General features: G+C 72.5%; 23 protein-coding genes and 1 riboswitch. Of the genes, 11 read left to right on the forward strand and 12 right to left on the reverse strand.

All coding sequences use genetic code 11. The features are described from left to right. Window positions 1–38 precede the first annotated feature (38 nt). Both ACFVFS_RS29515 and ACFVFS_RS29520 read right to left on the reverse strand, forming a co-directional pair. Complete coding sequence (locus tag ACFVFS_RS29515) at window positions 39–1550, reverse strand: NYN domain-containing protein (RefSeq protein ID WP_380627837.1); 1512 nt, start codon at window positions 1548–1550, stop codon at window positions 39–41. 136 nt (window positions 1551–1686) lie between these two features. Beyond that, the gene (locus ACFVFS_RS29520; RefSeq protein ID WP_380627839.1) at window positions 1687–1950 is read right to left on the reverse strand and encodes a hypothetical protein; all 264 of its coding nucleotides are present in this window, start codon (window positions 1948–1950) and stop codon (window positions 1687–1689) included. A gap of 201 nt (window positions 1951–2151) precedes the next feature. Here ACFVFS_RS29520 and ACFVFS_RS29525 point away from each other — a divergent pair, with 201 nt between their 5' ends. Both ACFVFS_RS29525 and ACFVFS_RS29530 read left to right on the forward strand, forming a co-directional pair. Further along, window positions 2152–3000, forward strand: coding sequence for a rhomboid family intramembrane serine protease (locus ACFVFS_RS29525; protein ID WP_380627841.1), 849 nt, complete (start codon window positions 2152–2154; stop codon window positions 2998–3000). Beyond that, the gene (locus tag ACFVFS_RS29530) at window positions 2997–3278 is read left to right on the forward strand and encodes an Lrp/AsnC ligand binding domain-containing protein (RefSeq protein WP_344335573.1); all 282 of its coding nucleotides are present in this window, start codon (window positions 2997–2999) and stop codon (window positions 3276–3278) included. The genes ACFVFS_RS29525 and ACFVFS_RS29530 overlap by 4 nt, the downstream gene beginning before the upstream one ends. A gap of 16 nt (window positions 3279–3294) precedes the next feature. Here ACFVFS_RS29530 and ACFVFS_RS29535 read toward each other — a convergent pair whose 3' ends face one another. From ACFVFS_RS29535 to ACFVFS_RS29545, 3 genes are all read right to left on the reverse strand, one after another. Further along, entirely contained in the window at window positions 3295–4659 is a 1365-nt protein-coding gene (locus tag ACFVFS_RS29535) for an aminotransferase class V-fold PLP-dependent enzyme (RefSeq protein WP_380627843.1), read from the reverse strand. 52 nt (window positions 4660–4711) lie between these two features. Beyond that, window positions 4712–4829: riboswitch (SAM riboswitch) on the reverse strand. A 107-nt stretch (window positions 4830–4936) separates the two neighbouring features. Continuing rightward, the gene (gene trpD / locus ACFVFS_RS29540; protein WP_380627845.1) at window positions 4937–6013 is read right to left on the reverse strand and encodes an anthranilate phosphoribosyltransferase; all 1077 of its coding nucleotides are present in this window, start codon (window positions 6011–6013) and stop codon (window positions 4937–4939) included. A gap of 138 nt (window positions 6014–6151) precedes the next feature. Continuing rightward, the gene (locus ACFVFS_RS29545) at window positions 6152–6577 is read right to left on the reverse strand and encodes a hypothetical protein (protein ID WP_380627847.1); all 426 of its coding nucleotides are present in this window, start codon (window positions 6575–6577) and stop codon (window positions 6152–6154) included. A gap of 392 nt (window positions 6578–6969) precedes the next feature. On the opposite strand from ACFVFS_RS29545, the gene ACFVFS_RS29550 reads away from it, so the two are divergent. The 5 genes from ACFVFS_RS29550 (at window position 6970) to ACFVFS_RS29570 (ending at window position 11824) form a co-directional block, all read left to right on the forward strand. Then, window positions 6970–7590: a heme-copper oxidase subunit III gene (locus ACFVFS_RS29550; RefSeq protein WP_350566761.1), complete on the forward strand. Its 621-nt coding sequence runs from the start codon at window positions 6970–6972 to the stop codon at window positions 7588–7590. A 187-nt stretch (window positions 7591–7777) separates the two neighbouring features. After that, entirely contained in the window at window positions 7778–8587 is an 810-nt protein-coding gene (locus ACFVFS_RS29555) for a c-type cytochrome (RefSeq protein WP_376084146.1), read from the forward strand. An 8-nt stretch (window positions 8588–8595) separates the two neighbouring features. After that, on the forward strand, window positions 8596–9654 hold the full coding sequence (locus ACFVFS_RS29560) for a Rieske 2Fe-2S domain-containing protein (protein ID WP_380627849.1): 1059 nt from the start codon (window positions 8596–8598) through the stop codon (window positions 9652–9654). After that, the gene (locus ACFVFS_RS29565) at window positions 9651–11309 is read left to right on the forward strand and encodes a cytochrome bc complex cytochrome b subunit (RefSeq protein WP_380627851.1); all 1659 of its coding nucleotides are present in this window, start codon (window positions 9651–9653) and stop codon (window positions 11307–11309) included. Before ACFVFS_RS29560 ends, ACFVFS_RS29565 begins: the two co-directional genes overlap by 4 nt. Window positions 11310–11428: 119 nt before the next feature. Further along, window positions 11429–11824, forward strand: coding sequence for a GntR family transcriptional regulator (locus ACFVFS_RS29570; RefSeq protein WP_380627853.1), 396 nt, complete (start codon window positions 11429–11431; stop codon window positions 11822–11824). 21 nt (window positions 11825–11845) lie between these two features. Here the strand turns inward: ACFVFS_RS29570 and ACFVFS_RS29575 are convergent, their stop codons facing one another. The 4 genes from ACFVFS_RS29575 to coxB form a co-directional block, all read right to left on the reverse strand. Next, on the reverse strand, window positions 11846–13108 hold the full coding sequence (locus tag ACFVFS_RS29575; RefSeq protein ID WP_380627854.1) for an Ig-like domain-containing protein: 1263 nt from the start codon (window positions 13106–13108) through the stop codon (window positions 11846–11848). 171 nt (window positions 13109–13279) lie between these two features. Next, window positions 13280–13696, reverse strand: a complete 417-nt coding sequence (locus ACFVFS_RS29580; protein WP_380627855.1) for a cytochrome c oxidase subunit 4 — start codon at window positions 13694–13696, stop codon at window positions 13280–13282. Next, window positions 13696–15471 (reverse strand): cytochrome c oxidase subunit I, encoded by a 1776-nt coding sequence (gene ctaD, locus ACFVFS_RS29585; protein WP_380627856.1) that lies wholly within the window; start codon window positions 15469–15471, stop codon window positions 13696–13698. Before ctaD ends, ACFVFS_RS29580 begins: the two co-directional genes overlap by 1 nt. Further along, on the reverse strand, window positions 15468–16322 hold the full coding sequence (gene coxB, locus ACFVFS_RS29590) for a cytochrome c oxidase subunit II (RefSeq protein WP_380627858.1): 855 nt from the start codon (window positions 16320–16322) through the stop codon (window positions 15468–15470). The genes ctaD and coxB overlap by 4 nt, the downstream gene beginning before the upstream one ends. Before the next feature lie 335 nt (window positions 16323–16657). On the opposite strand from coxB, the gene ACFVFS_RS29595 reads away from it, so the two are divergent. Continuing rightward, the gene (locus tag ACFVFS_RS29595; RefSeq protein WP_380627882.1) at window positions 16658–18109 is read left to right on the forward strand and encodes a cysteine desulfurase/sulfurtransferase TusA family protein; all 1452 of its coding nucleotides are present in this window, start codon (window positions 16658–16660) and stop codon (window positions 18107–18109) included. Here the strand turns inward: ACFVFS_RS29595 and ACFVFS_RS29600 are convergent. After that, on the reverse strand, window positions 18102–19079 hold the full coding sequence (locus ACFVFS_RS29600; protein ID WP_380627860.1) for a carbohydrate kinase family protein: 978 nt from the start codon (window positions 19077–19079) through the stop codon (window positions 18102–18104). The two genes, ACFVFS_RS29595 and ACFVFS_RS29600, sit on opposite strands and share 8 nt — an antisense overlap. Window positions 19080–19341: 262 nt before the next feature. On the opposite strand from ACFVFS_RS29600, the gene ACFVFS_RS29605 reads away from it, so the two are divergent. Both ACFVFS_RS29605 and ACFVFS_RS29610 read left to right on the forward strand, forming a co-directional pair. Beyond that, on the forward strand, window positions 19342–19560 hold the full coding sequence (locus tag ACFVFS_RS29605) for a hypothetical protein (RefSeq protein WP_380627861.1): 219 nt from the start codon (window positions 19342–19344) through the stop codon (window positions 19558–19560). A gap of 127 nt (window positions 19561–19687) precedes the next feature. Continuing rightward, the gene (locus ACFVFS_RS29610) at window positions 19688–20410 is read left to right on the forward strand and encodes a hypothetical protein (RefSeq protein WP_380627862.1); all 723 of its coding nucleotides are present in this window, start codon (window positions 19688–19690) and stop codon (window positions 20408–20410) included. A gap of 69 nt (window positions 20411–20479) precedes the next feature. Here ACFVFS_RS29610 and ACFVFS_RS29615 read toward each other — a convergent pair whose 3' ends face one another. Continuing rightward, window positions 20480–20833: a HesB/IscA family protein gene (locus ACFVFS_RS29615; protein ID WP_380437663.1), complete on the reverse strand. Its 354-nt coding sequence runs from the start codon at window positions 20831–20833 to the stop codon at window positions 20480–20482. Between the two features lie 244 nt (window positions 20834–21077). Here ACFVFS_RS29615 and ACFVFS_RS29620 point away from each other — a divergent pair, with 244 nt between their 5' ends. Continuing rightward, complete coding sequence (locus ACFVFS_RS29620; RefSeq protein WP_380627863.1) at window positions 21078–21929, forward strand: GNAT family N-acetyltransferase; 852 nt, start codon at window positions 21078–21080, stop codon at window positions 21927–21929. A 66-nt stretch (window positions 21930–21995) separates the two neighbouring features. On the opposite strand, the gene ACFVFS_RS29625 is transcribed toward ACFVFS_RS29620, so the two are convergent. Then, entirely contained in the window at window positions 21996–23363 is a 1368-nt protein-coding gene (locus ACFVFS_RS29625) for a pyridoxal phosphate-dependent decarboxylase family protein (protein ID WP_380627865.1), read from the reverse strand. Window positions 23364–23487 lie beyond the last annotated feature (124 nt).

Genomic DNA, 23487 nt, shown 5'->3' on the forward strand with positions numbered 1-23487 from the left:
ACCAGCCGTCATACCGGCCCGCGGGCGCCCGGGAGCGGTTACGGGCGGGCCAGCCGGTTCAGCAGCAGCACCGACGCGACGGGGCGCGCGCCGGCCTTCCGCACGCCCTCCGCGACCTCCCGGTCGGTGGAGACCACCACCACCGGGCGCCCCTGCGGCTCGGCCCGCACCAGCCGGCGGATCAGCTCGTCCGCCGTCTCCCCGGTCCGGCTGAACCGCACCCGCACCCCGCGCGGCGGCGCCATGATCACCGGCACGTCCAGGTCCTGGCCGTCGAACACGCAGGTGACCTCCGCCTGGGTGCGCTGCGCCAGCATCGCCAGCCCGCCCAGCAGCCGGATCCGCTGCTGCTCCAGCGGCAGCGTCGGATAGCCGGTCTTGGTCACGTTGTAGCCGTCCACCACCAGATGGACCTGCGGGATCGCCAGCAGCTGGTCCAACAGCGCCGGATCGTCGTCGGCCAGGCCCCGCCGCGCCACGTCGTGCGGCGAGGCCGAACCCGGCTCCACCGCCTCCACCAGGTCCGCCGGGCGGATCTGGGACACCGGCAGCGCCAGCTCCCGCTGCAGTCCCTGCGCCGACTGCAGGACGGTGTCCAGCAGCAGCCGCAGCCGCATGTCCTCGACGCTGCGCCCCTCGCGGGCCGACCGGCGGCCCTGCTCGGCGGCGGTCTCCAGCTCCGTGACGCGGTGCCGCAGCCGGCGCGCCTCGCTCTCCGCCGCGCTCCGCTCGGCCGCCGCCTGCGCCCTGGCCGCCTCCAGCTCGGCGGCCACCTTGCGGGTCTCGGCCTGCGCCCGGCGGGTGTCGCTCTCCAGCGACCGCAGCCTGCGGCGCAGCGAGTCGGCCTCCCGGCGGACGTCCTCCGACTCGGCCCGCTGCCGATCCAGGTCGGAGCGCGCCGTGGAGCGCACCTCGGCCAGCTCGGCCTGCAGCTTCTCCACCAGCCGGGCCGCCTCGGCCGCCGCGCCCTCGGCGCCCGCCCGCTCGGCCTCCTCGCCGGCCTCGGTGACCAGCCGGCTCCACCCGGCGGAACGCACCAGGTAGGCGGCGGCCGCCACGTCCATCGGGTCGGCGGCGCCCGGCACGGTGCCCGACTCCAGCGCCCTGACCAGGTCCGGCTGGCCCAGCCGCAGCCGCTCCGCTATCCGCGAGCGGAAGGCCGGCTCGGCCTCCAGTGCCGCCGCCAGCGCGGTCCCCGCGTACTTGGCCCGGCGTGCGGGGGTGAACTTGGCGTACTGGCGCAGCGACTGGGGCAGCTCCGCGAGCGGCAGCCCGCCGAGCGCGTCGGAGGCGAGCCCCACCACGCGCCGGCGCACGCCCTCGGGCAGCGGGCGGTCCAGCGCCTCGGCGCCGCCGTCGGCCCCGGCGCCCCGCGCCGATCCGTCGACGGCTGCCGCCGGCTCGTCACCGCCGCCGGACTCCTCCCCCGCGGCCGCCTCGGCCGGGGTGTCGGTGCCGGAGGGGGCGGCCCCGGCCGCGTCCGGCGCCGGCGCGTCCACAGCGGGCTGCCGCCCCTGCGGCCCCGCGGGCTCCCTCGCTGCGTCCACCACGTCCTCGGCTCCGATCCTGGTCCAGCGGAGTACGGCCCCCGGCCGCCACCCCCGTCACACTCCGCGCGATTCTCTCTGCATTGTCCCGTGCGGCGGGCGGCCGTGCCCTGCACCGCCCACCGCACGCATCAGGCGGTCAGGCCTGCTCGGGAGCCCCGGCGCCGTCGGCCGCGCCCGGGCGGGCGACCAGCTCGACCTGGTCGACCGCGTTGCACCAGCGGCAGCGCACCGACTCGACGGTCTCGCTGAGCACCTGGGTCTCCTCGATCTTCGACTCGCCGGCCAGGTCGAAGTGGAGGAACTCGGTGACCCGGGCGGTCCGGGTCACGTCGAAGCGGGTCAGGTTGCCGCAGAGCGTGCAGCGCCAGCGCGTCTCGGCGGTCAGGGCGGGGATGGTCATCGGGGGTCCTCTCGGGTGGTCCCGGAACGGGCTCAGGCGCTCCCCCCGGAGCCCCGGCGTCGGCGGCGGGAGGCGGGATTGCCCGCCCCAAGCCTATTGCCTGGGGCAACCTTCACGGCCACCGGCCGACCGACCCCCGCCGGTAGCCCACCTGCCGTAACCGCGCGGTGGCCGCCCGGCGCCGGGGGGATGCTGGGGCCCATGGCGATCCCGGCCCTCCCCGCCCGCACCGGCGCGCGCCGCGGCCGGCCGGCCGCCACCGCCCCGGCCGCCTGCTACGCGCTGATCGCGCTCAACACCGCGGTCTTCCTGCTCGGACCGGCCGCCGGGGTCAACCCGTACTACGGCCGGGGCCAGGCCCGGGTCTGCGCCGAGCAGCGCTACGAGCAGCGCTGGGGGGCGGTCCCCGCCGAGCTGCTGACCGGTCGCCCGCTGACCGCCGACCGGCTCGCCGAGGCCCCCGACCCGGTACCCGGCTGCCCGGCCTCGCCCACCCCGGGCAAGCACCCGGCGCTCTCCGTGCTCAGCGCGCTCTTCCTGCACGGCGGCTGGCTGCACCTGCTCGGCAACCTGCTCTTCCTGCACGTTTTCGGCCCGACCGTGGAGCAGCGGCTGGGGCGCTCCCGGTTCCTCCTCTTCTATCTGGCGTCCGGGGCGCTGACCACCTACGGCTTCGCCCTGGCCGAGGCGCACTCGGCGGACGCCACCCGGGTGCTGATCGGCGCGTCCGGGGCGATCTCCGCCGTCCTCGGCGCGTACCTGCGGTTCCATCCGCGGGCCCGGGTCACCACGCTCGTCCCGCTGCTGCTCTTCCTGCCGCTGCGCTTCCCCGCCTGGCTGGTGCTGGGCCTGTGGTTCGCGCTCCAGTGGTGGTCCGTGCACTCCGCCGGACCCGGCGTGGCGTACCTGGTGCACGTGATCGGCTTCGCGGCGGGCTTCCTCTGCGCCTGCACCCCGATCGGGCGCCGGCCGCGGGCCACCCGCCCCCGCGACGGTGCCGCCGACGCCCGATACGCTGGCGGCACCTCACAAAGGAGTACGCCACCGTGATCACCGCCATCGTCCTGATCAAGACCAGCGTCGACCGCATCCCGGAGATCGCGGAGGCGATCGCCGCCATCGAGGGCGTCAGCGAGGTCTACTCGGTGACCGGCGGCTACGACCTGGTCGCGATGGTGCGGGTGCGGCGGCACGACGACCTCGCCGAGGTGATCCCCGGCCGGCTCAACAAGATCCCTGGCGTGGCGCACACCGAGACCCAGATCGCCTTCCGCACGTACTCCCAGCACGACCTGGAGGCCGCCTTCTCGATCGGCCTGGACGAGTAGGACCGGGCGGGGCCGCTCAGCCCTCCCGGCGGGTGTCGGCGACGCAGCGGCCGCCCTCGTTGCGGTAGGTCCAGGCCGCGCCGTCCGTGACCAGCTCCCGGACGGCGCTCAGGAACCGGTCCACGTGCTCGTCCGGGGTGCCCGCGCCGAAGCTCACCCGGATCGCGTTCAGGCTGCGCTCGCCGGGCAGCGAGGGCTCCGGCGCACCGCACTCCGAGGGCGCGGCCTCCTCGTCGCCGAGCAGGGTGCGCACCAGCGGGTGGGCGCAGAACAGGCCGTCGCGGACCCCGATGCCGTACTCGGCGGACAGCGCGGCCGAGAAGTGCGAGCTGTTCCAGCCGCGGACGACGAAGGAGAGCACGCCCACCCGGTCCGAGTCGGAGCCGAACAGGTTCAGCACCCGGACCTCGGGGATCTCGGCCAGTCCGGCCTTCAGCCGCGCGACCAGCGCCCGCTCGCGGGCCTCCAGCGCGTCGAACCCGGCCTCGGTGAGCGCCCGGCAGGCCGAGGCGATCGCGTAGGCGCCGATGACGTTGGGCGAGCCGGCCTCGTGCCGGGCCGGGCCGGTGTGCCACTGCACGGCCACCGAGCCGTCGGCCTCGCGGGCCACCGTGCGGGTGGCGCCGCCGCCGGCCAGGTACGGGTCGGCCTCGTCCAGCCAGTCGGCCCGGCCGGCCAGCACCCCGGCGCCGAACGGCGCGTACAGCTTGTGGCCGGAGAAGGCGATCCAGTCGACGTCCAGCTCGCGCACCGAGACCCGGTGGTGCGGGGCCAGCTGCGCGGCGTCCAGCACCACCCGGGCGCCGTGCCGGTGGGCGGTCCGGGTCAGCTCGGCGACCGGCCACAGCTCACCGGTGACGTTCGAGGCGCCGGTGACGCAGAGCAGCTTCGGGCCCTCGGGCGCCCCGGCGAGCGCGGCGTCGAAGGCGGCGACCGCCTCGGCGTGCGAGCGCGGGGCGCGCAGGTAGGTGACCGGCAGGCCGGCGTGCGCCCAGGGCAGCAGCGAGGCGTGGTGCTCGGTCTCGAAGGCGAACACCTGCGTCCCGGCCGGGACGGCGCCGGCCAGCAGGTTGAGCGAGTCGGTGGTGGCGCGGGTGAAGACCACCTGGTCGCCCTCGCGCAGGTCGAGGAACTCGGTGACGGTGCGGCGGCTCTGCTCGAACAGGTCGGTGGAGAGCTGCGACAGGTAGCCGGCGCCGCGGTGCACGCTGCCGTAGTAGGGGGCGTAGGCGGCGACGTCGTCCCAGACCCGCTGGAGCGCCGGGGAGCTGGCGGCGTAGTCGAGCGCCGCGTAGCCGACCTTGTCACCGTTGGCGAGCGGGACCTGGACGTCGTGGCCGAGGACGGCGAGGGGGGCGCAGAGGGAGGTCGAGAGGGACATGAGGATGCACTCCTGTACGGGTCGAGGGACCCCGGGAGTGCGATTCGTCCGGCGTCCGCGCTTGCCACACGGACGGCGCGCCGCGTGACCCGGTCCTCACCCAGGGCACCCCGCCACGGACGGAGGGTTGCCGGACAGCCAGCTGGGGCTTGACGCTGTCGCTCATGACCTGGCGAAGACTCTAGGTCGCGTCCGCCCCGCGGTCAAACAGCCGTCCGCATCCCGGACATGCGTCGGGGCCCACCGGGAGGATTCCCGATGGGCCCCAACTGTGGCGTCACGCCCGGGCGGTGGCCTCCGACCAGTGCTTCAGCAGATCGCGCGCGGCCCCCGAGTCGATGGCCGCGGCGGTGCGCCGCATGGCCGCCCCGAGCTGCTCGGCGAGCGGCGCGCCGGTCAGGTCCAGCGCCACCAGCGCGGCCGCGGAGTTCAGCAGCACCGCGTCCCGCACCGGCCCGTGCTCCCCGGCCAGCAGCCGGCGCGCGACCTCCGCGTTGTACGCCGGGTCCCCGCCGCGCAGCGCCTCGATGCCGACCGGCTCGATGCCGACCTCGCGCGGGTCGAAGGAGGTCTCGGTGACCGCGCCGTCCCGGACCACCCAGACCCGCGAGGTGGTGGTGATGGTCAGCTCGTCCAGCCCGTCGTCGCCCCGGAAGACCAGCGCACTGGCGCCGCGCCGCGCCAGCACCCCGGCGATCAGCCCGGCGAGGCGGGTGTCGAAGCAGCCGATGGCGTGCGAGGTCACCCGGGCCGGGTTGGTGAGCGGGCCGAGGATGTTGAACGCGGTGGGCACCCCGAGCTCGCTGCGGGCCGGACCGGCGTGCCGCATCGACGGGTGGAACCTGGCCGCGAAGCAGAAGGTCAGCCCGACCTCCTCGGCGACCTCGGCGACCCGGCGGGGCGCCAGGTCCAGGCGGATGCCCAGCTTCTCCAGCACGTCCGAGGAACCGCTCGCCGAGGAGGCGGCCCGGTTGCCGTGCTTGACCACCTTGGCGCCGGCCGCCGCGGCGACGATCGCCGACATCGTGGAGATGTTCACGGTCTTGGCCCGGTCGCCGCCGGTGCCGACGATGTCCACCGCCGGGCCGGGGATGGAGAGCGGCTCGGCGTGCGAGTACATCGAGTCCACCAGGCCCGAGATCTCGTCGACCGTCTCGCCCTTGGCCCGCAGCGCCACCATGAAGCCGGCGATCTGCACCGGGGAGGCCTCCCCGCTCATGATCCGGTCCATCGCCCAGGCGGTGGCCGAGCGGTCGAGGTCCTCCCCCCTCAGTAGCGTCGACAGGATGTCCGGCCAGGTGCGGACCACCTGCGCGGGCTCGTTACCGCCGTTCGCAGGGTGCACGTTCACCATGGCCGACTCCAGCTCTCGCTCCCCGCGGACGGGGAAGGACGTAGGGACGGAGTCAGCCTATCGAGCGGCGGGGTCCCGGGGCTCCGCCGTTCACCCTTCTTCTCTTGTACTGAGACGCGGGGTGAGACGCCGGGACCGCTAGCCCGCGGCCGGCGTCCGCTTCGCCAGCCGGGCCCGCAGCAGCGTGGCGACGGCCTCGGCCAGCGCCACCGGGTCCACCGGCCGGGAGATCGCCGCGTCCGCCCGGCTCCAGGCCGCCAGCCAGGAGTCCTGCGGCCGGCCGATCAGCGCCAGCAGCGGCGGGCACCCGTAGATCTCGTCCTTCAGCTGCCGGGCGAGCCCGAGCCCGCCGGCCGGCACCGCCTCGCCGTCCAGCACGCAGAGGTCGACACCGCCCTTCTCCAGCGCCTTGAGCACCGCGGGGGTGGTCGCGCACTCCAGGTAGGACAGCTCCGGCAGGTCCTCCGCGGGCCGCCGGCCGAGAGCGGTCAGCACCTGCTCCCGGGTGGTGCGGTCGTGGCTGTAGACCAGAACGGTCAACGTCTCGTCGGTCGTGCTCGCCATGGGCCTGCTCCCTCACGTGTGATCCGGACCACGTTCGCCTCTCCCCGGATGCTACTCCCGATCACCCGCCGCCGAGCCCTTCCCGGGAGATCCCTCTCGCGCCGCTCCGCCCGCGACTGGTCCGGGCGGAGCACGGCGCGTCACCCCCGGCCGCACGGACCACCCGTACGGCGGACGGGTGGTCTCTCCCCTTACTACGGACGGCCCCGCGGGCCCGGCCCGACACGCCGCCGGGCCCTCCCGGAAGGCCTTCGAGGAACCGTCAGAAAAGGGACACGCCGCTGCTCAACAAGGGTGGGGACGGCCGGTCGGGCGCCAGGGGGGCATACCGCACGCACCGGACACTCCGAGGGACACCCCCCGACGTGAAGACGGAATAAGGGACCGACATAATGTCCGTCGTGGCGACAGCAACAGCAGTAGAAACCGGGCACGCGCACGGATCGGTCAACCGGCCGAACATGGTCAGCGTCGGAACGATCGTCTGGCTCAGTTCCGAGTTGATGTTCTTCGCGGCCCTCTTCGCGATGTACTTCACGCTCCGCTCCGTCAAGGGGCCGGAGTTCTGGACCGAGAAGGCGCACGCCCTCAACGTGCCGTTCTCCTCGGTCAACACCACGATCCTGGTGCTCTCCTCGCTCACCTGCCAGCTCGGCGTCTTCGCCGCCGAGCGCGGGGACGTGAAGAAGCTCCGCTCGTGGTTCATCATCACCTTCGTGATGGGCGCGATCTTCATCGGCGGCCAGATCTTCGAGTACACCGAGCTGGTCAAGAAGGACGGCCTCTCGCTGTCCTCCGACCCGTACGGCACGGTGTTCTACCTGACCACCGGCTTCCACGGTCTGCACGTGACGGGTGGTCTGATCGCCTTCCTGCTGGTCCTGGGACGGACCTACGCAGCCAAGCGGTTCACTCACGAGCAGGCCACCGCCGCGATCGTGGTGTCGTACTACTGGCACTTCGTCGATGTCGTGTGGATCGGCCTGTTCGCGACCATCTACCTGATCAAGTAACCAGCTGATCAGGTCGCTGGCCACCGGCCTCGGGTCCCGCCCTCACCGGCGACGGCCCGATTTCGCCGGTGCCGACGCTCCCACCGACCGACCGCGCGCGCAGCCCTAGACGGGCAGCCTCGTGCCGGCCAGACCGGCCGCCGGGTGCACCCACCAGTCGACCAGATCCTGACACCGGGGTTATTCCGTGAAAAAGCTCTCCGCACGACGGCGCCACCCACTGGCGGCGCTGGTCGTCCTACTTCTCGCCCTGGCGGCAACCGGGGGGCTGTACGCCGCGTTCGCGCCCGCCGACAAGGCGCAGGCCGACGTCGCCGCGCAGTCGCTCGCGATCGACGAGGGCAAGAAGCTCTTCGCCGTCGGCTGCTCCTCCTGCCACGGCCTGAACGGCCAGGGCAGCAGCGACGGCCCGAGCCTGGTCGGCGTCGGTTCCGCCGCGGTCGACTTCCAGGTGGGCACCGGCCGCATGCCGGCCCAGCAGCCCGGCGCCCAGGTGCCGCGCAAGCCGAACATCTACTCGCAGGCGGAGATCGACCAGCTCGCCGCCTTCGTCGCCTCGCTCGGCCCCGGTCCGGTGACGCCGACCGAGGAGCAGTTCACCTCGACCAACCCCGAGGACCTGTCCAAGGGCGGCGAGCTGTTCCGCACCAACTGCGCCCAGTGCCACAACTTCGCCGGCCAGGGCGGTGCCCTGACCCAGGGCAAGTACGCCCCGTCGCTGGAGGGCGTGGACGCCAAGCACATCTACGAGGCCATGCAGACCGGCCCGCAGAACATGCCGTCGTTCCCGGACAGCATCATGCCCGAGGAGCAGAAGAAGCAGATCGTGGCCTTCGTCCGCCACACCACCAACGATGAGCCCAACCCCGGCGGTCTCACGCTCGGCAGCCTCGGTCCGGTGACCGAGGGCCTGTTCGGCTGGATCTTCGGTCTCGGCGCGCTCATCGCGGTCGCGATCTGGGTCGCCGCCCACACCACCAAGGCCAAGAAGTCATGAGCCACGACATGTCAGAAGAGAAGCTCCCGGAGTCGCACGGCTCCGCCGGGCACCACGAGGTGGCTGCCCACGGCGATCCGTTCGCCGACCCCGGTCTGCCGGCCCACGAGCCGCGCCGCACCGACATCGACGAGCGGGCCGCCAAGCGCGCCGAGCGCCAGGTGTCGCTGATGTTCGTCGTGTCGATGATCGCCACCATCGGCTTCATCGCCTCGTACGTGGCCATCGACCCGGACAAGATCGTCTACATCTGGCCGCTGGGCCACGTCAGCGCGCTGAACTTCGCGCTCGGCATGACCCTGGGCCTGGCGCTGTTCCTCATCGGCGCGGGCGCGGTCCACTGGGCCCGCACCCTGATGTCGGACCACGAGATCCCGGCCGAGCGCCACCCGATCGAGGCCGACGACGAGGTCCGCGCCGACGTCATCGAGCAGTTCAAGACCGGTGCCGCGGAGTCCGGCTTCGGCCGCCGCAAGATGATCCGCAACACCCTCATCGGTTCGATGGCGCTGGTCCCGCTCTCCGGCGTGGTCCTGCTCCGCGACCTGGGCCCGCTGCCCGAGGACAAGCTGCAGCACACCGGCTGGGACGAGGCCACCGACGCCAAGCCGCTGCAGCTGATCAACATGAACACCAACCTGCCGATGAAGGCCGAGGACATCATCCAGGGGTCCCTGGTCTTCGCGATGCCCGAGGGTCTGACCACGCACTCCGAGGACTTCCAGGTTCGCATCGCGAAGGACGCCCTCATGCTGGTGCGCATCGCGCCGGAGGACATCAAGGACGAGAAGTCCAAGGAGAAGGGCTTCGAGGGCATCCTCGCCTACTCCAAGATCTGCACCCACGTCGGCTGCCCGATCAGCCTGTACGAGCAGCAGACGCACCACGCGCTCTGCCCCTGCCACCAGTCGACCTTCGACCTGGCGGACGGCGCGCGCGTCATCTTCGGCCCGGCCGGCCACCCGCTGCCGCAGCTGAAGATCACCACTGACGAGAAGGGCTTCCTGGTCGCCCACGGCGACTTCGACGAAGCCGTCGGCCCGAGCTTCTGGGAGCGTGCTCGATGAGCAGTGCGAGCAGCACCACCTCCGGCGCCGCCAAGCCCGCCAGCACGCGTGCCAAGCCCGCGAACAAGTGGGAACAGGCCGCGGACTGGACGGACGGCCGGCTGGGGATCTACTCCCTCGCCAAGGCCAACCTGCGCAAGATCTTCCCGGACCACTGGTCCTTCATGCTGGGCGAGATCTGCCTCTACACCTTCATCATCATCATCCTGACCGGCGTCTACCTGACGCTGTTCTTCAAGCCCTCGATGGGCGAGGTCATCTACGACGGCTCCTACGTGCCGCTCAAGGGCCTCCCGATGTCCGAGGCCTACGCCTCGACGGTCGACATCAGCTTCGAGGTGCGCGGCGGTCTGCTGGTCCGCCAGATCCACCACTGGGCCGCCCTGGTCTTCGTCGCGGCGATGCTCGTGCACATGCTGCGCGTCTTCTTCACCGGCGCGTTCCGCAAGCCGCGCGAGATCAACTGGGTCTTCGGCTTCCTGCTGCTGGTCCTGGGCATGTTCGACGGCTTCTTCGGCTACTCGCTGCCGGACGACCTGCTCTCCGGCACCGGTATCCGGTTCATGGAAGGCGCGATCCTCGCCGTCCCGCTGATCGGCACCTACGTCCAGATGTTCCTGTTCGGTGGCGAGTTCCCCGGCCACGACATCGTGCCGCGGTTCTTCACCATCCACGTGCTGCTGATCCCGGGCATCATGCTCGGCCTGCTGGTGGCGCACCTGATCCTGGTCTTCTACCACAAGCACACCCAGTGGGCGGGCCCGGGCAAGACCGAGAAGAACGTCGTCGGCATGCCGCTGATGCCGGTCTACATGGCCAAGGCCGGCGGCTTCTTCTTCCTGGTGTTCGGCCTCATCGCCGTCATCTCGGCGATCGCCACGATCAACCCGATCTGGTCGGTCGGCCCGTACCGCCCGGACCAGGTGTCCACGGACGCCCAGCCCGACTGGTACATGGGCTTCTCCGAGGGTCTGATCCGCGTCATGCCGGGCTGGGAGATCGGCCTGTGGGGCCACACCCTGAACCTGGGTGTCATGGTTCCGCTGGCGATCTTCCCGCTGGTCCTGGTCTCGATCGCGGTCTACCCGTTCATCGAGGGCTGGATCACCGGCGACAAGCGCGAGCACCACATCCTGGACCGCCCGCGCAACGCCCCGGTCCGCACGGCCCTGGGCGCCGCCTGGATCAGCCTGTACCTGCTCCTGCTGGTGGCCGGCGGCAACGACCTGTTCGCCACCCACCTGCACCTGTCGATCAACTCGGTCACGTACTTCGTCCGCGTCGGCTTCTTCGTCGTCCCGGTCGTCACCTTCATCGTCACCAAGCGCTGGTGCCTCGGCCTCCAGCGCCGTGACAAGGAGAAGGTGCTGCACGGCCGCGAGACCGGCGTCATCAAGCGCCTGCCACACGGCGAGTTCATCGAGGTGCACGCCCAGCTGCCGCAGAAGGACCTGCACAAGCTCACCGCGCACGAGCAGCCGCAGCCGTTCGAGCTGCCGGCCGAGACGGACGAGAACGGCGTGGCCCGCAAGGCCGGCGTCCTCACCCGGACCCGGGCGAAGCTCTCCCGCGGCTTCTACGGCGAGGGCAGCCAGATCCCCAAGCCGACCTCCGAGGAGCACCACGAGATCACCAGCGGCCACGGCCACCACTGATCCCGTACGCGCCCCCGCGTCGCACCCGAGGGCCGCTGACCAGAGTTCATCTGGTCGGCGGCCCTCGGGCTTTGCCGTACCCGCGTCCCCCGTCCGCAGCGAACCGCCAGGAGCCCACCGTGCAGCTGTCCGTCGACCCGGCCTCCGCCACTCCCCCGTACGAGCAGATCCGCGCCCAGATCGCCGAGCAGGCCCGCACCGGCGAGCTGGCCACCGGGCTGCGGCTGCCCACCGTCCGCGCGCTGGCCGAGCGGCTCGGGCTGGCCGCCGGGACCGTCGCCCGCGCCTACCGGGAGCTGGAGGCGGACGGGGTGGTGGAGACGCACGGCCGGCGCGGCACCCTGATCGCCGCGGTCGGCGACTCCGCGCACCGGCTGGCCGCCGCGGCCGCCGCCGAGTACGCCGAGCGGGCCCGGCGGCTCGGCGTCCCGTTGGCGGACGCCCTGGCGGCCGTGGACGGCGCGCTGCGGGTGGCGTACCGGGACGGAGCCGCGGAGGACCGGACGGAGGGCTGAGCGGATCTCTGGGCGGGCCGCTCAGAGCTGCGGGGCGATCATCCCGCTGGCGGGCGCCCGGGTGGCGGGGGCGGTCGTGTCGACGGGGGCGCCGAGGGCGCTGTGCCCGATCCAGTCGCTCCAGGCGATGTTCCAGTCGCCGAATCCGTTGCCGAACGGCTCCATGGACCTGCCGAGGCTGTTCACCACCGTCACCAGGTCCCCCACCCGGGTGTTCTGGTAGAACCAGCGGGCGTTCTCGGTACTCATCCCGGTACAGCCGTGGCTGACGTTCTCCACGCCCTGGGAGCCCACCGACCAGGGCGCGGCGTGCACGTACTCGCCGCTCCAGGTGACCCGGGTGGCCCACTCGACGTCGAGGTCGTAGGCCTCCTGGCTGCCGGCCGCTATGCCGATCGTCTCGCCGCTCATCCGGACCTTGCGCTCCTGGCCCAGCACCACCTTGACGCCGTTGCGGGTGTCGAAGCCGGGCTTGCCGGTGGTCACCGGCATCGTGCGGACCACCCGGCCGTCGCGCTTGAGGGTCAGCTCGTGCGCGGCCGCGTCCACCACCGTCTCGACACGCTGGCCGATCCGCAGGGCCAGGGCGGCCCGGTCGCCGCCGTACAGGCCGTCGGAGATCCGGCTGCCGGTGGCCTCGAAGGCCAGGCTGACGGTGGTGCCGTTGGGCCAGTACTCCTGGGGGCGGAAGTGCAGGTTCCGGTCGTCCACCCAGTACCAGCCGCCGGTGACGGCGGGCTGCGAGGTGACCGTCAGCGCGTGCTCCACCTCCTGGCGGGCCTGCGGGTCCTTGACGGCCTCGGAGAGCTGGACGGTGAGCGGCTGGCCCACGCCGTAGACGCCGCTGCCGGAGGAGTCCGGGCCGAGCTTGGCGGTCAGCAGGTGCTGGGCGGCCAGGGTGGAGAAGCCGGCGGTCGTCTCACCGCGGCCGCCGTGGCCGTCGTCGGCGGCGATCCGCACGGTGTAGGCGGTGGCGGCCTTGAGCCGGCCGGTGGTCCGCCAGCTGAGCTGGTCGTCCGAGAGCCGTCCGGCGACCACCCGGCCGTCCGGGCCGACCACGGTGACGTCGGTCAGCCGGCTGCCCGGCTCGGCGGTCACCGTGAGCGGCTGGGACGGGTCCGCCTGCTCGGTGGCGGACAGGTGCACCAGCTCGGCGGCGTCGACCTTGCGGACCGTCCCTGCGCCCTCCTCGCCGCCGCCGGAGGTGCAGCCCGCCAGCGGGACCAGTACGACGAGGGCCAGCGTGATGCCGCCGAGACCCGCGATTCCGCGCCTGTCGGCCATGACCGCCTCCCGGGGTTTCGCACGATTGGTCAGATCGTAGGAACCGCGTCCGGCGGAGCGACAACCGAGCGGGGCGGCGTTGGGCCGGCAGGGTGAGGCCGTCACTCCGGGGATGCAACAGGGCCGGGCCTCCCTTGTGGGATGCCCGGCCCTGTGCGAGGGAGCCAGTGCCTACTGGTTCTGGTTCTCGCCCCGGTAGAACTCGAAGACCCAGCCGAACAGGCCGATCAGGATGATCGGGAGCGACCAGAACATCAGCCACCAGCCGAAGATCACACCGAGGAAGGCGAGCGCGCCGCCGACCGCGAGCGAGAGCGGCTGCCAGCTGTGCGGGGCGAAGAAGCCCAGCTCCCCGGAGTCGTCCGCGACCTCGGCCTCGGGGTTGTCACCCGCGCCGCTGTCCACCCGGCGGGCGGTGAAGGCGAGGTAGTACCCGATGAACGCGCAGAGCGCGAAGGCGAGGAACAGCGCGGTGGTACCGGCGGCCTCGATGCCGTGCTCGGAGCCGTTGGTCCACAGGCCGTAGGTGATCGCCATGGCCAGCACGAAGACCGAGAGGCCCAGGAAGATCTTTCCCTGTTCCTTCATCAGGCGTCGCCCTCCTTCTTGCCCTTGCCCAGCTGCGGGGCGTCGTACTTCGCGGGCGTCACGCCGGCGAGGTGCTTGGCCGGCTCACCGTGGTTCTCCAGGTAGTCCAGCGCGGCGATCTCCGGGTAGTGGAGGTCGAAGGCCGGGGATTCGGAGCGGATCCGGGGCAGGGTGAGGAAGTTGTGGCGCGGCGGCGGGCAGGAGGTCGCCCACTCCAGCGAGCGGCCGTAGCCCCACGGGTCGTCGACCTCGACCTTCTCGCCGTACTTGGCGGTCTTCCAGACGTTGTAGAGGAACGGCAGGATCGACAGGCCGAGCAGGAACGAGCCGATGGTCGAGACGGTGTTCAGGGTGGTGAACCCGTCGGCGGCCAGGTAGTCGGCGTAGCGGCGGGGCATGCCCTCCGCGCCGAGCCAGTGCTGCACCAGGAAGGTGGTGTGGAAGCCGAAGAACAGCGTCCAGAAGGTGATCTTGCCGAGGCGCTCGTCCAGCATCTTGCCGGTCATCTTCGGCCACCAGAAGTGGAAGCCGGCGAACATGGCGAAGACGACGGTGCCGAAGACCACGTAGTGGAAGTGGGCGACGACGAAGTACGAGTCCGAGACGTGGAAGTCGATCGGCGGGGAGGCCAGCAGGACACCGGTCAGACCACCGAAGAGGAAGGTCACCAGGAAGCCGACGGTCCACAGCATCGGGGTCTCGAAGCTGAGCGAGCCCTTCCACATGGTGCCGACCCAGTTGAAGAACTTCACACCGGTCGGGACGGCGATGAGGAAGGTCATGAAGGAGAAGAACGGCAGCAGCACCTGGCCGGTGACGTACATGTGGTGGGCCCACACCGTCACGGACAGGCCGGCGATCGCGATGGTGGCCGCGATCAGGCCGGAGTAGCCGAACATCGGCTTGCGGCTGAAGACCGGGATGATCTCCGACACGATGCCGAAGAACGGCAGCGCGATGATGTACACCTCGGGGTGGCCGAAGAACCAGAACAGGTGCTGCCAGAGCAGCGCCCCGCCGTTGGCCGGGTCGAAGACGTGCGCCCCGAACTTGCGGTCCGCCTCCAGGGCGAACAGCGCGGCGGCCAGCACCGGGAAGGCCAGCAGGACCAGCACCGCGGTCAGCAGGACGTTCCAGGTGAAGATCGACATCCGGAACATCGTCAGGCCGGGGGCCCGCATGCAGATGATCGTGGTGATGAAGTTGACCGCACCGAGGATGGTGCCGAAGCCGGAGAAGGCCAGACCCATGATCCACATGTCGGCGCCGATGCCCGGCGAGCGGACCGCGTCCGACAGCGGCGCGTAGGCGAACCAGCCGAAGTCGGCGGCGCCCTGCGGGGTGAGGAAGCCGGCGACGGCGATCAGCGAGCCGAACAGGTACAGCCAGTAGGCGAACATGTTCAGACGCGGGAACGCGACGTCCGGCGCGCCGATCTGCAGCGGCATGATCCAGTTCGCGAAACCGGCGAACAGCGGCGTCGCGAACATCAGCAGCATGACCGTGCCGTGCATCGTGAACGCCTGGTTGAACTGCTCGTTCGACAGGATCTGGGTCCCGGGACGAGCCAGCTCGGCACGCATGACCAGCGCGAGGATGCCGCCGATCAGGAAGAACGCGAACGACGTCGCCAGGTAGAGCGTGCCGATCGTCTTGTGGTCAGTGGTGGTCAGCCACTTGATGATGGTGGAACCCGGCTTCCGGGTCCGCTGCGCCCCGACCGTGACGGCCCCGGCGCCCCCGCCGGCCGCGGCGGGCTCGTTGAGGATGGTCACTTCTCTTCACTTCCCATGGTCGTGATGCCGGAGGGCACCGCGCCGGTCTGACCCTTGGCCCGCAGGTCCTTCAGGTGCTGGTCGTACTCGGCACGGTCGACGACCTTCACGTTGAACAGCATGCGCGAGTGGTCGACGCCGCAGAGCTCGGCGCACTTGCCCATGTACTCACCCTTGACGGTCGGGGTGACCTCGAACTTGTTGACCACGCCCGGCACGACGTCCATCTTCATCATGAAGTTGATGGGCCAGAAGTCGTGGATCACGTCACGAGAGGTGAGGCGGAACTGGACCGTCTCGTCGACCGGCAGGTACAGGGTCGGCGGCTCGCCGGGGGTACCCACCTCGTACGCGGCCTCCTGGTTGGCCGGGTCCGGGTTCTCGGTGTTCTCGTAGTTGAACGCCCAGCTCCACTGGAAGCCCACCACGTTGACGGTGTGCTGCGGCTTCTCGGAGACGGCGGTCAGCTTCGACTCGTCGCGGGCGACGAAGTAGAAGAGGACCGACACGATGATGATCGGGACCGCGGTGTAGAGCGCCTCGATGGGCACGTTGTACCGGGTCTGCGGGGGGATCTGCACACCGGTGCGGCTGCGCCGGTGGAAGATCACGCTCCAGATGATCAGACCCCACATCAGTACGCCGACCACCAGCGCCGCGATCCAGGAGCCCTGCCACATGTGGAGGACCATCGGCCCTTCCTTGGTGACGGGGCTCGGGAGGCCAAGCCTGGGGAGGTCGTTGGCCGAGCAGCCGGTGGCGGTCGCGATGACGAGGCCCAGTGCCAGCGCCTGAGGCAGCTTCCGCCGCATCGTGCGCCGCGGCGAGCGGTCGGAGCCGTTGGGACTCACGTAGCGCCTTCCCGAAGTCTCGCCCGCCTTCGCGTCGCCCCGGGGAGGCTTCCCCTCCTCGGCGACCCGTCCACGGGCACGGTTTGAATGCTTATGCGGGCCAAACCCTACTCCAGCCTTATGCGCTGCTGACGGGCAGGTCCCGGTAACGCGCCGCCCGAGCACCCGATCAGGCCCGGCAGGGGCTGCGCCGCAGGTCATCCTAGGCATTCGGGGTCCGTACGCCCGATCGGGGGATGACCTCGGACAACCCGTGTGACGCCCCGTCGGACGCGGACGATCCGGACATTCGGGGTGATCGACTGACGGCCGGTGAGCCGCCGCCGGAGCCCGGAATGCACCCGGGAGTGTCGTTAAATGTGACCGTGTACTTCGATGTGGCCTCCACCGCACCACTCCACCCCGTCGCCCGGCAGGCGCTGACCGCCGCCCTCGACGAGGGATGGGCCGACCCGGCCCGGCTCTACCGCTCCGGACGGCAGGCCCGGATGCTGCTCGACGCGGCCCGGGAGACCGTGGCCGAGGTGCTCGGCTGCCGGGCCGACGAGCTCTCCTTCACCACCAGCGGGACCCAGGCCGTCCAGCTCGGGATGCTGGGCGCGCTGCACGGCAACCGGCGGCGCGGCCGGCACCTGGTGCACTCCGCCGTCGAGCACTCCAGCGTGCTGCACACCGCCGAGCGGTGGGGGTCCCCCCGGCCGGAGGCCGGGGGACAGGACGCGGGCGGCGAGGTCACCGCGGTGCCGGTGGACCGGCTCGGCCGGGTCGACCCGGCCGGGTTCGCGGCGGCGCTGCGGCCGGACACCGCGCTCGCCGTGCTGCAGTCCGCCAACCACGAGGTGGGCACGGTGCAGCCGGTCGCCGAGACGGCCGCGCACTGCGGGGAGGTGCCGCTGCTGGTGGACGCCGCGCAGAGCGCCGGACGGGTGGACGTGCCGGCCGGCTGGTCGCTGCTGGCCGCCAGCGCGCACAAGTGGGGCGGGCCGGCCGGGGTGGGGGTGCTCGCGGTGCGCAAGGGCGTGCGCTACTCCTCGCCGCTGCCCGCCGACGAGCGCGAGGGCGGCCGGGTGCCGGGCTACGTCAACGTCCCGGCGATCGTCGCGGCGGCGGCCTCGCTGCGGGCGGTGCGGGCCGAGGCGGAGCGGGAGAACGCCCGGTTGCACGAGCTGGTCGAGCGGATCCGGGCCCGGGTGCCGCGGCTGGTGCCCGAGGTCGAGGTGGTCGGCGACCCGGTGCGGCGGCTGCCGCACCTCGTCACCTTCTCCTGTCTCTACGTCGACGGCGAGGTGCTGCTGGGCGAGTTGGACCGGGCCGGGTTCGCCGTCTCCTCCGGCTCCTCCTGCACCTCGTCCACGCTGACCCCGAGCCATGTGCTGGCCGCGATGGGCGTGCTCACCGAGGGCAACGTCCGGGTCTCGCTGCCCTTCGGCACCGCCGAGGAGGACGTCGAGCGGTTCCTGGCCGTCCTGCCGGAGGTGGTGGCCGGGGTCCGCGCCCCGCTGGGGCTGGACCTGGCGCTGCCGCCGGCCGCCGCGGCGGGTTCCGACCGGCTCCTCGTCCTGGACGCCCTCGGCAAGCGCTGCCCGCTGCCGGTGATCGAGCTGGCCAGGCGGATCGGCGAGGTGCCGGTGGGCGGGACGGTCGCGGTGCTGGCCGACGACGAGGCGGCCCGGCTGGACGTACCGGCCTGGTGCGGGATGCGCGGCCAGGAGTACCTGGGCGAGGCCCCGGCCGCCGAGTACGGCGGCGACCGGGGTTCGGCCTATCTGGTGCGGCGGGTCAGTTGACCAGGTGCGCGCGGACCTCGGCGCCGGCCTCGTCGCCGTAGGCGGCGACGAAGCGCTGCAGGAAGTCGTGCGGGCGCAGCTCGTACTCCTGGGTGCCGACGGTCTCGATCACCAGGGTGGCGAGCATGCAGCCGAGCTGGGCGGAACGCTCCAGCTCCAGGTCCCAGGAGAGGCCGGCCAGGAAGCCGGCCCGGAAGGCGTCGCCGACACCGGTCGGGTCCACCTTGGCGTTCTCGGGGGCGCAGCCGACCAGCACCGGGGCCTCGCCCTTGCGGTCGATCCGGACGCCCTTGCTGCCCAGGGTGGTGATCCGGGTGCCGACCCGGGTGAGGATCTCCTCGGAGTCCCAGCCGGTCTTGGACTCGATCAGCGCGGCCTCGTACTCGTTGGTGAAGAGGTACGCGGCGCCGTCGACGATCTGGCGGATGTCGTGGCCGTCGAGGCGGGCCAGCTGCTGGGACGGGTCCGCGGCGAAGGCGTAGCCGCGGGTGCGGCACTCCTGGGTGTGGCGGACCATCGCCTGCGGGTCGTCGGCGCCGATCAGCACCAGGTCGAGGCCGCCGACGCGGTCGGCGATCGGCTCCAGCTCGATGTTGCGGGCCTCGGCCATGGCACCGGTGTAGAACGAGGCGATCTGGTTGTGGTCCTCGTCCGTGGTGCACATGAAGCGCGCGGTGTGCCGGGTCTCGGAGATGTGGACCGAGCGGCAGTCCACGTTGTTGCGCTCCAGCCAGCTGCGGTACTCCGCGAAGTCCGCGCCGGCCGCACCGACCAGGATCGGGCGCAGGCCCAGCACGCCCATGCCGAAGGCGATGTTCGGGGCGACGCCGCCGCGGCGGATGTCGAGGGTGTCGACCAGGAAGGACAGCGACACGGTGTGCAGCTGCTCGGCGACCAGCTGGTCGGCGAACCGGCCGGGGAAGGTCATCAGGTGGTCGGTCGCGATCGAGCCGGCGACGGCGATACGCACGGGGTCTCCTCAGGATGGCGGCGGGGCCATGGGACAACGGGTGGAACCCACCCACGGTACCCGGCGGGGGCGGGGCGCCAGCAAGACAGCGGGGCGCCATCCTCCGTCCGCTGTCACCCGTCGGCCCCGAACGTGTACTACCAAGGGGTAGCCCTGGTGGGCTCCGGGGCGCCCGGCCTAGGGTCGCAGGGAGGGCCCTTCCGGGCCCGCCCAGGCCCGTGGCGCCGCTGCCACGGCACCGGTGGATCGGAGTTGATGGCCGATGATGCCCAGTCACCACCCTCTGCGGGTTCCGCCCGCCCTGCTCGGCGACGCGGACGGCGAGTCCCTGGACTCGCTGGTGGACTCCTCGCGCCGGCTGCGGCGGTTCTGGCCGCTGCTGGCGACCGGCCAGCCGGACAGCGCTCCGGTGAGGACCGGGTTCCGCGTCCCCTCCGGGGCGCAGCGGCTGGTCGCGGCGATGCCCGAGTACGGCCCCTGAGCCGGGGCCCCCGGCGCCGGGCCCGGGGGTGCGGCGGGTGGACGGGAACCGGAATCGTCCGGCGCACGTCACATCCGCGCGGTGCGGCCGGCACGGCGCGCCGCTGAGCCCTCGGGAGGATGTGCAGATGGATCTGGAGACCATGCCCCGGCGTTCCGGCCGGGCGCGCGCGACGGCCCTGGCGGGCCTGGCGCTGGCGGCGGTGGCCGTCCTGGCCGGGTGCGGCAGCGGGACGGCGGCGGGGTCGGACGCGGCGAAGGCCGGCGCGGCGGCCACGCCCGAGCCGGCCCCGGCGTCCGCTACGGCCGACCCGGCCGGCTCGTCCGTCCCGTCCGCCCCGGTTCCGGTGACCCCGCCGCCGTCCGACCCCTCGGCCACCGCGCCGGACCCGCGGCCGGCGAACCCCGACGCGACCACCAGCACCCCGCACCCGGCCCTGACCCCGACCCCGGCGCCCACGCCCCCGGGCGCCGGCGGCAACGGCATCGCGGTGGGCGAGCCGCCGCCGAACGGGGCCGGAAACGGCTCGCAGGTGCACCCGGCGATGACCTACCGGGTGGACGGCAACCGGCTGACGGTCTGGTTCTACGGCGGGGTCTGCGATCGGTACGCGCTCAAGGCGGACGAGTCCAAGCCGGGCCGGGTGGACGTCCGGGTGACGACGTCGCCGGTGCCGGCCGGACAGGACTGCGTCGCGGTGGCCAAGCGGCAGACGGTGGCGGCCGACCTGAAGCAGCCGTTGCAGGGCCGGGCGGTGACCGACCTGGCGACCGGGCAGGAGGTGCCGCTGGAGGCGGACCCGAAGGTCGGCCCGGACCCGGCGGCCCCGGACATCCCGGGCGCCCCGTGACGCCCTGACCGGCGCCCGGACACGACGAAGGCGGCCCCGGGGATCCGGGGCCGCCTTCGCGTCAGGCCATTAGCTGAACGAGTCGCCGCAGGCGCAGGAGCCGGTGGCGTTCGGGTTGTCGATCGTGAAGCCCTGCTTCTCGATGGTGTCGACGAAGTCGACGGTCGCGCCGCCCAGGTACGGGGCGCTCATCCGGTCGGTGACGACCTTGACGCCACCGAAGTCCTTGACCACATCGCCGTCGAGCGAGCGCTCGTCGAAGAACAGCTGGTAACGCAGGCCGGAGCAGCCGCCGGGCTGGACGGCGACCCGCAGCGCGAGGTCGTCCCGGCCTTCCTGCTCCAGCAGGGCCTTGACCTTGCCCGCGGCGGCATCGGTGAGGAGGATGCCACTCTCGACAGTGGTCTCGTCCTGGACGGTCATCTGCTTTCTCCCGGTCTTGACGACGGTCTACCGCCAGTGCCAACCGACGACCGCCCGGTTTCATTTCCCGGACGGCGTGTTGTTCTCGGAGGCCTCGCGGCGGAGCGTTTCCGTGGGCCGGGCGTGCACCCGCTCCCTCTACGCTCCCCATGCTCGCACACCGGCGCACCCCGGTCACCGCCCGAGCGCACCGATCGGAGTGAACCGGCCACGCGGCGGCGCCCCGGCGGCCAGGATGGTGGGCATGATCCTGCGCCCGGTCCAGGACACCGCCGCCGACGCGGAGGCCGTCCAGCACCTCGCCCGCGCCGCCTCCGGCCCCCCGGCCGCCGCGGACCGGCCGCCGGTCCACCAGCGGGCCCGGACGAGACACCTGGCGCGCACCGATCCGCAGGGCTGCTGGCTGGCCGAACAGGACGGCGAGCCGGTCGGCGCGGTGCTCTCGCTGCGCCGCGAGGGCCTCTGGGTGCTGGCGCTGTTGGCGGTGGCCCCGCAGGCGCAGGGCAAGGGCCTGGGCCGGCTGCTGCTGGAGCGGGCCGCCGCCTACGGGCGCGGCTGCCTGCGCGGGATGCTGCGCGCGCCGTCCTCCCCGGCGGCCGTGCGCCGCTTCCGGCTCGCCGGGTTCACGCTGCACCCGGCGATGCGGCTGACCGGGCGGGTGGACCGGGCCGGACTGGTCGATCCCGGGGACATCCCGGTGCACCCGGGCAACGCCGCCCAGCTCCATCTGCTGGACTCGGTGGACCGGCGGCTGCGCGGCTCGGCGCACGGGCCGGACCACGGGCTGCTGCTGGCGCACTGCGAGGAGTTGCTGATCGCGGACGCGCTGGCCGGCACCGGCTACTGCTACCGGGACGGCGGTGAGGTGCGGCTGCTGGCGGCCACCTCGAAGCGGATCGCCACCCGGCTGCTGCGCGAGGCGCTGGCCCGGGTGCCGGAGGGCGTCGAGGCCCGGGTGGAGTACCTGACCGCGGAGCAGGAGTGGGCGCTGGACGTCGGCCTCGAAGTGGGGCTGACCGCGCGGAGCGGGGGCTTCGTGGGCCTGCGCGGGATGCGCCCGCCGGCGCCGTACGTGCCGGATCCGGCGCTGCTGTGAGGAACGGCGGACCCCCGCCGGGCCGGGGCCGGGCGGGGGTCCGTCGGTGCGGGCGTCGCGCCGCGGTCACGCCATGGTGTCGAGGATCTCCCGGACCATCTCCATGGTGGTGCCCGGGTGCAGGAAGGCGAAGCGGGCGACCGTCTCGCCGTCCCAGCCGGTGGGGGTGACGAAGCCGATCTGGTCCGCGAGCAGCTGCTGCGACCAGCGGTAGTAGTCGTCGTTGGTCCAGCCCTTGCGCTTGAAGCAGACCGCGGAGAGCTGCGGGTCGAACAGCAGCTCCAGGTGGTCGGTGTCGCGGATCAGCCGCGCGGTCTCCCGGGCGAGCGTGAGGCCGGCCTCGATGGCGTCGGTGTACGCCTGGACGCCGTGCACGGCGAGCGAGAACCAGAGCGGCAGGCCGCGGGCGCGCCGGGTCAGGTGGTAGGCGTAGTCGGTGGGGTTCCACTCGTCGCCCTCGGTGTGCAGGACGTCCAGGTAGGAGGCGTCCTGGGTGTGCACGGCGCGGGCGAGCTGGGGGTTGCGGTAGATCAGCGCGGCGCAGTCGAACGGCGCGAAGAGCCACTTGTGCGGGTCGACGACGAAGGAGTCGGCGTGCTCGATGCCGTTGTAGCGCTCCCGGACGGAGGGGGCGAAGAGGCCCGCGCCGCCGTAGGCGCCGTCCACGTGGAACCAGAGCCCGCGCTCGCGGGCGACCTCGGCCAGGCCCTGGAGGTCGTCGACGATGCCCTCGTTGGTGGTGCCGGCGGTGCCGACGACGGCGATCACCGTCTCCGGGTTCGGGTCGGCGGCCAGCGCGGCGCGCAGTGCCTCACCGGTGAAGCGGCGGTCGACGGTCGGCACCTTGAATGCCTCGACGCCGATGATGTTGAAGGTGTTCTTGACCGAGGAGTGCACCTGGTCGGCGACGGCGATCCGCAGCCGGCCCTCCGGGCCGACGCCCATGCGGCGGCGGGCGGTGTCGCGGGCGACCACCAGCGCGGAGAGGTTGCCGGCCGAGCCGCCGGAGACGAAGGTGCCGCCGGCCGAGTCGGGCATGCCCGCGCGGTCCGCTATCAGGCGCAGCACCTGGTTCTCGGCGGCGATCGCGCCGGCCGCCTCCAGCCAGGAGATGCCCTGGAGGGAGGCGCAGGAGACGACCATGTCGAAGAGCAGCGCGGCCTTGGTCGGGGCGCACGGGATGAAGGACAGGTAGCGCGGGCTGTCGGCGGAGATCACCGCGCGGGAGAGCTCGTGGTCGTAGAGCTTGAGCACGTCGGCCGGGTTGTTGCCGTCCTGGTTGAGCAGGCCGGACAGCTGGGCGCGCAGGTGCTCGCCGTCGCCGGGGTGGTCCAGCGGGACGGGGTCGTACTGCAGCCGCTCGCGCATGTAGTCGAAAACCAGGTCGACCAGGTCGCTGTCGGGCCGGTGCATGCGGTCGGGGGCTGCGGACACGGGGGTCCCTCTCGGCTGTGGGGTGTCGGGGAGGGTCCGGGGTGCGGGGGTCGCCACCGCACGGCCGGACGTGATCAGCGTAGGCAGCGAGCGGCCCGCTCCGCGCGTCGGAACGCGGCTGGTC

The sequence above is a fragment of the Kitasatospora sp. NPDC057692 genome (assembly GCF_042799475.1).
Classification (GTDB): Bacteria; Actinomycetota; Actinomycetes; order Streptomycetales; family Streptomycetaceae; genus Kitasatospora.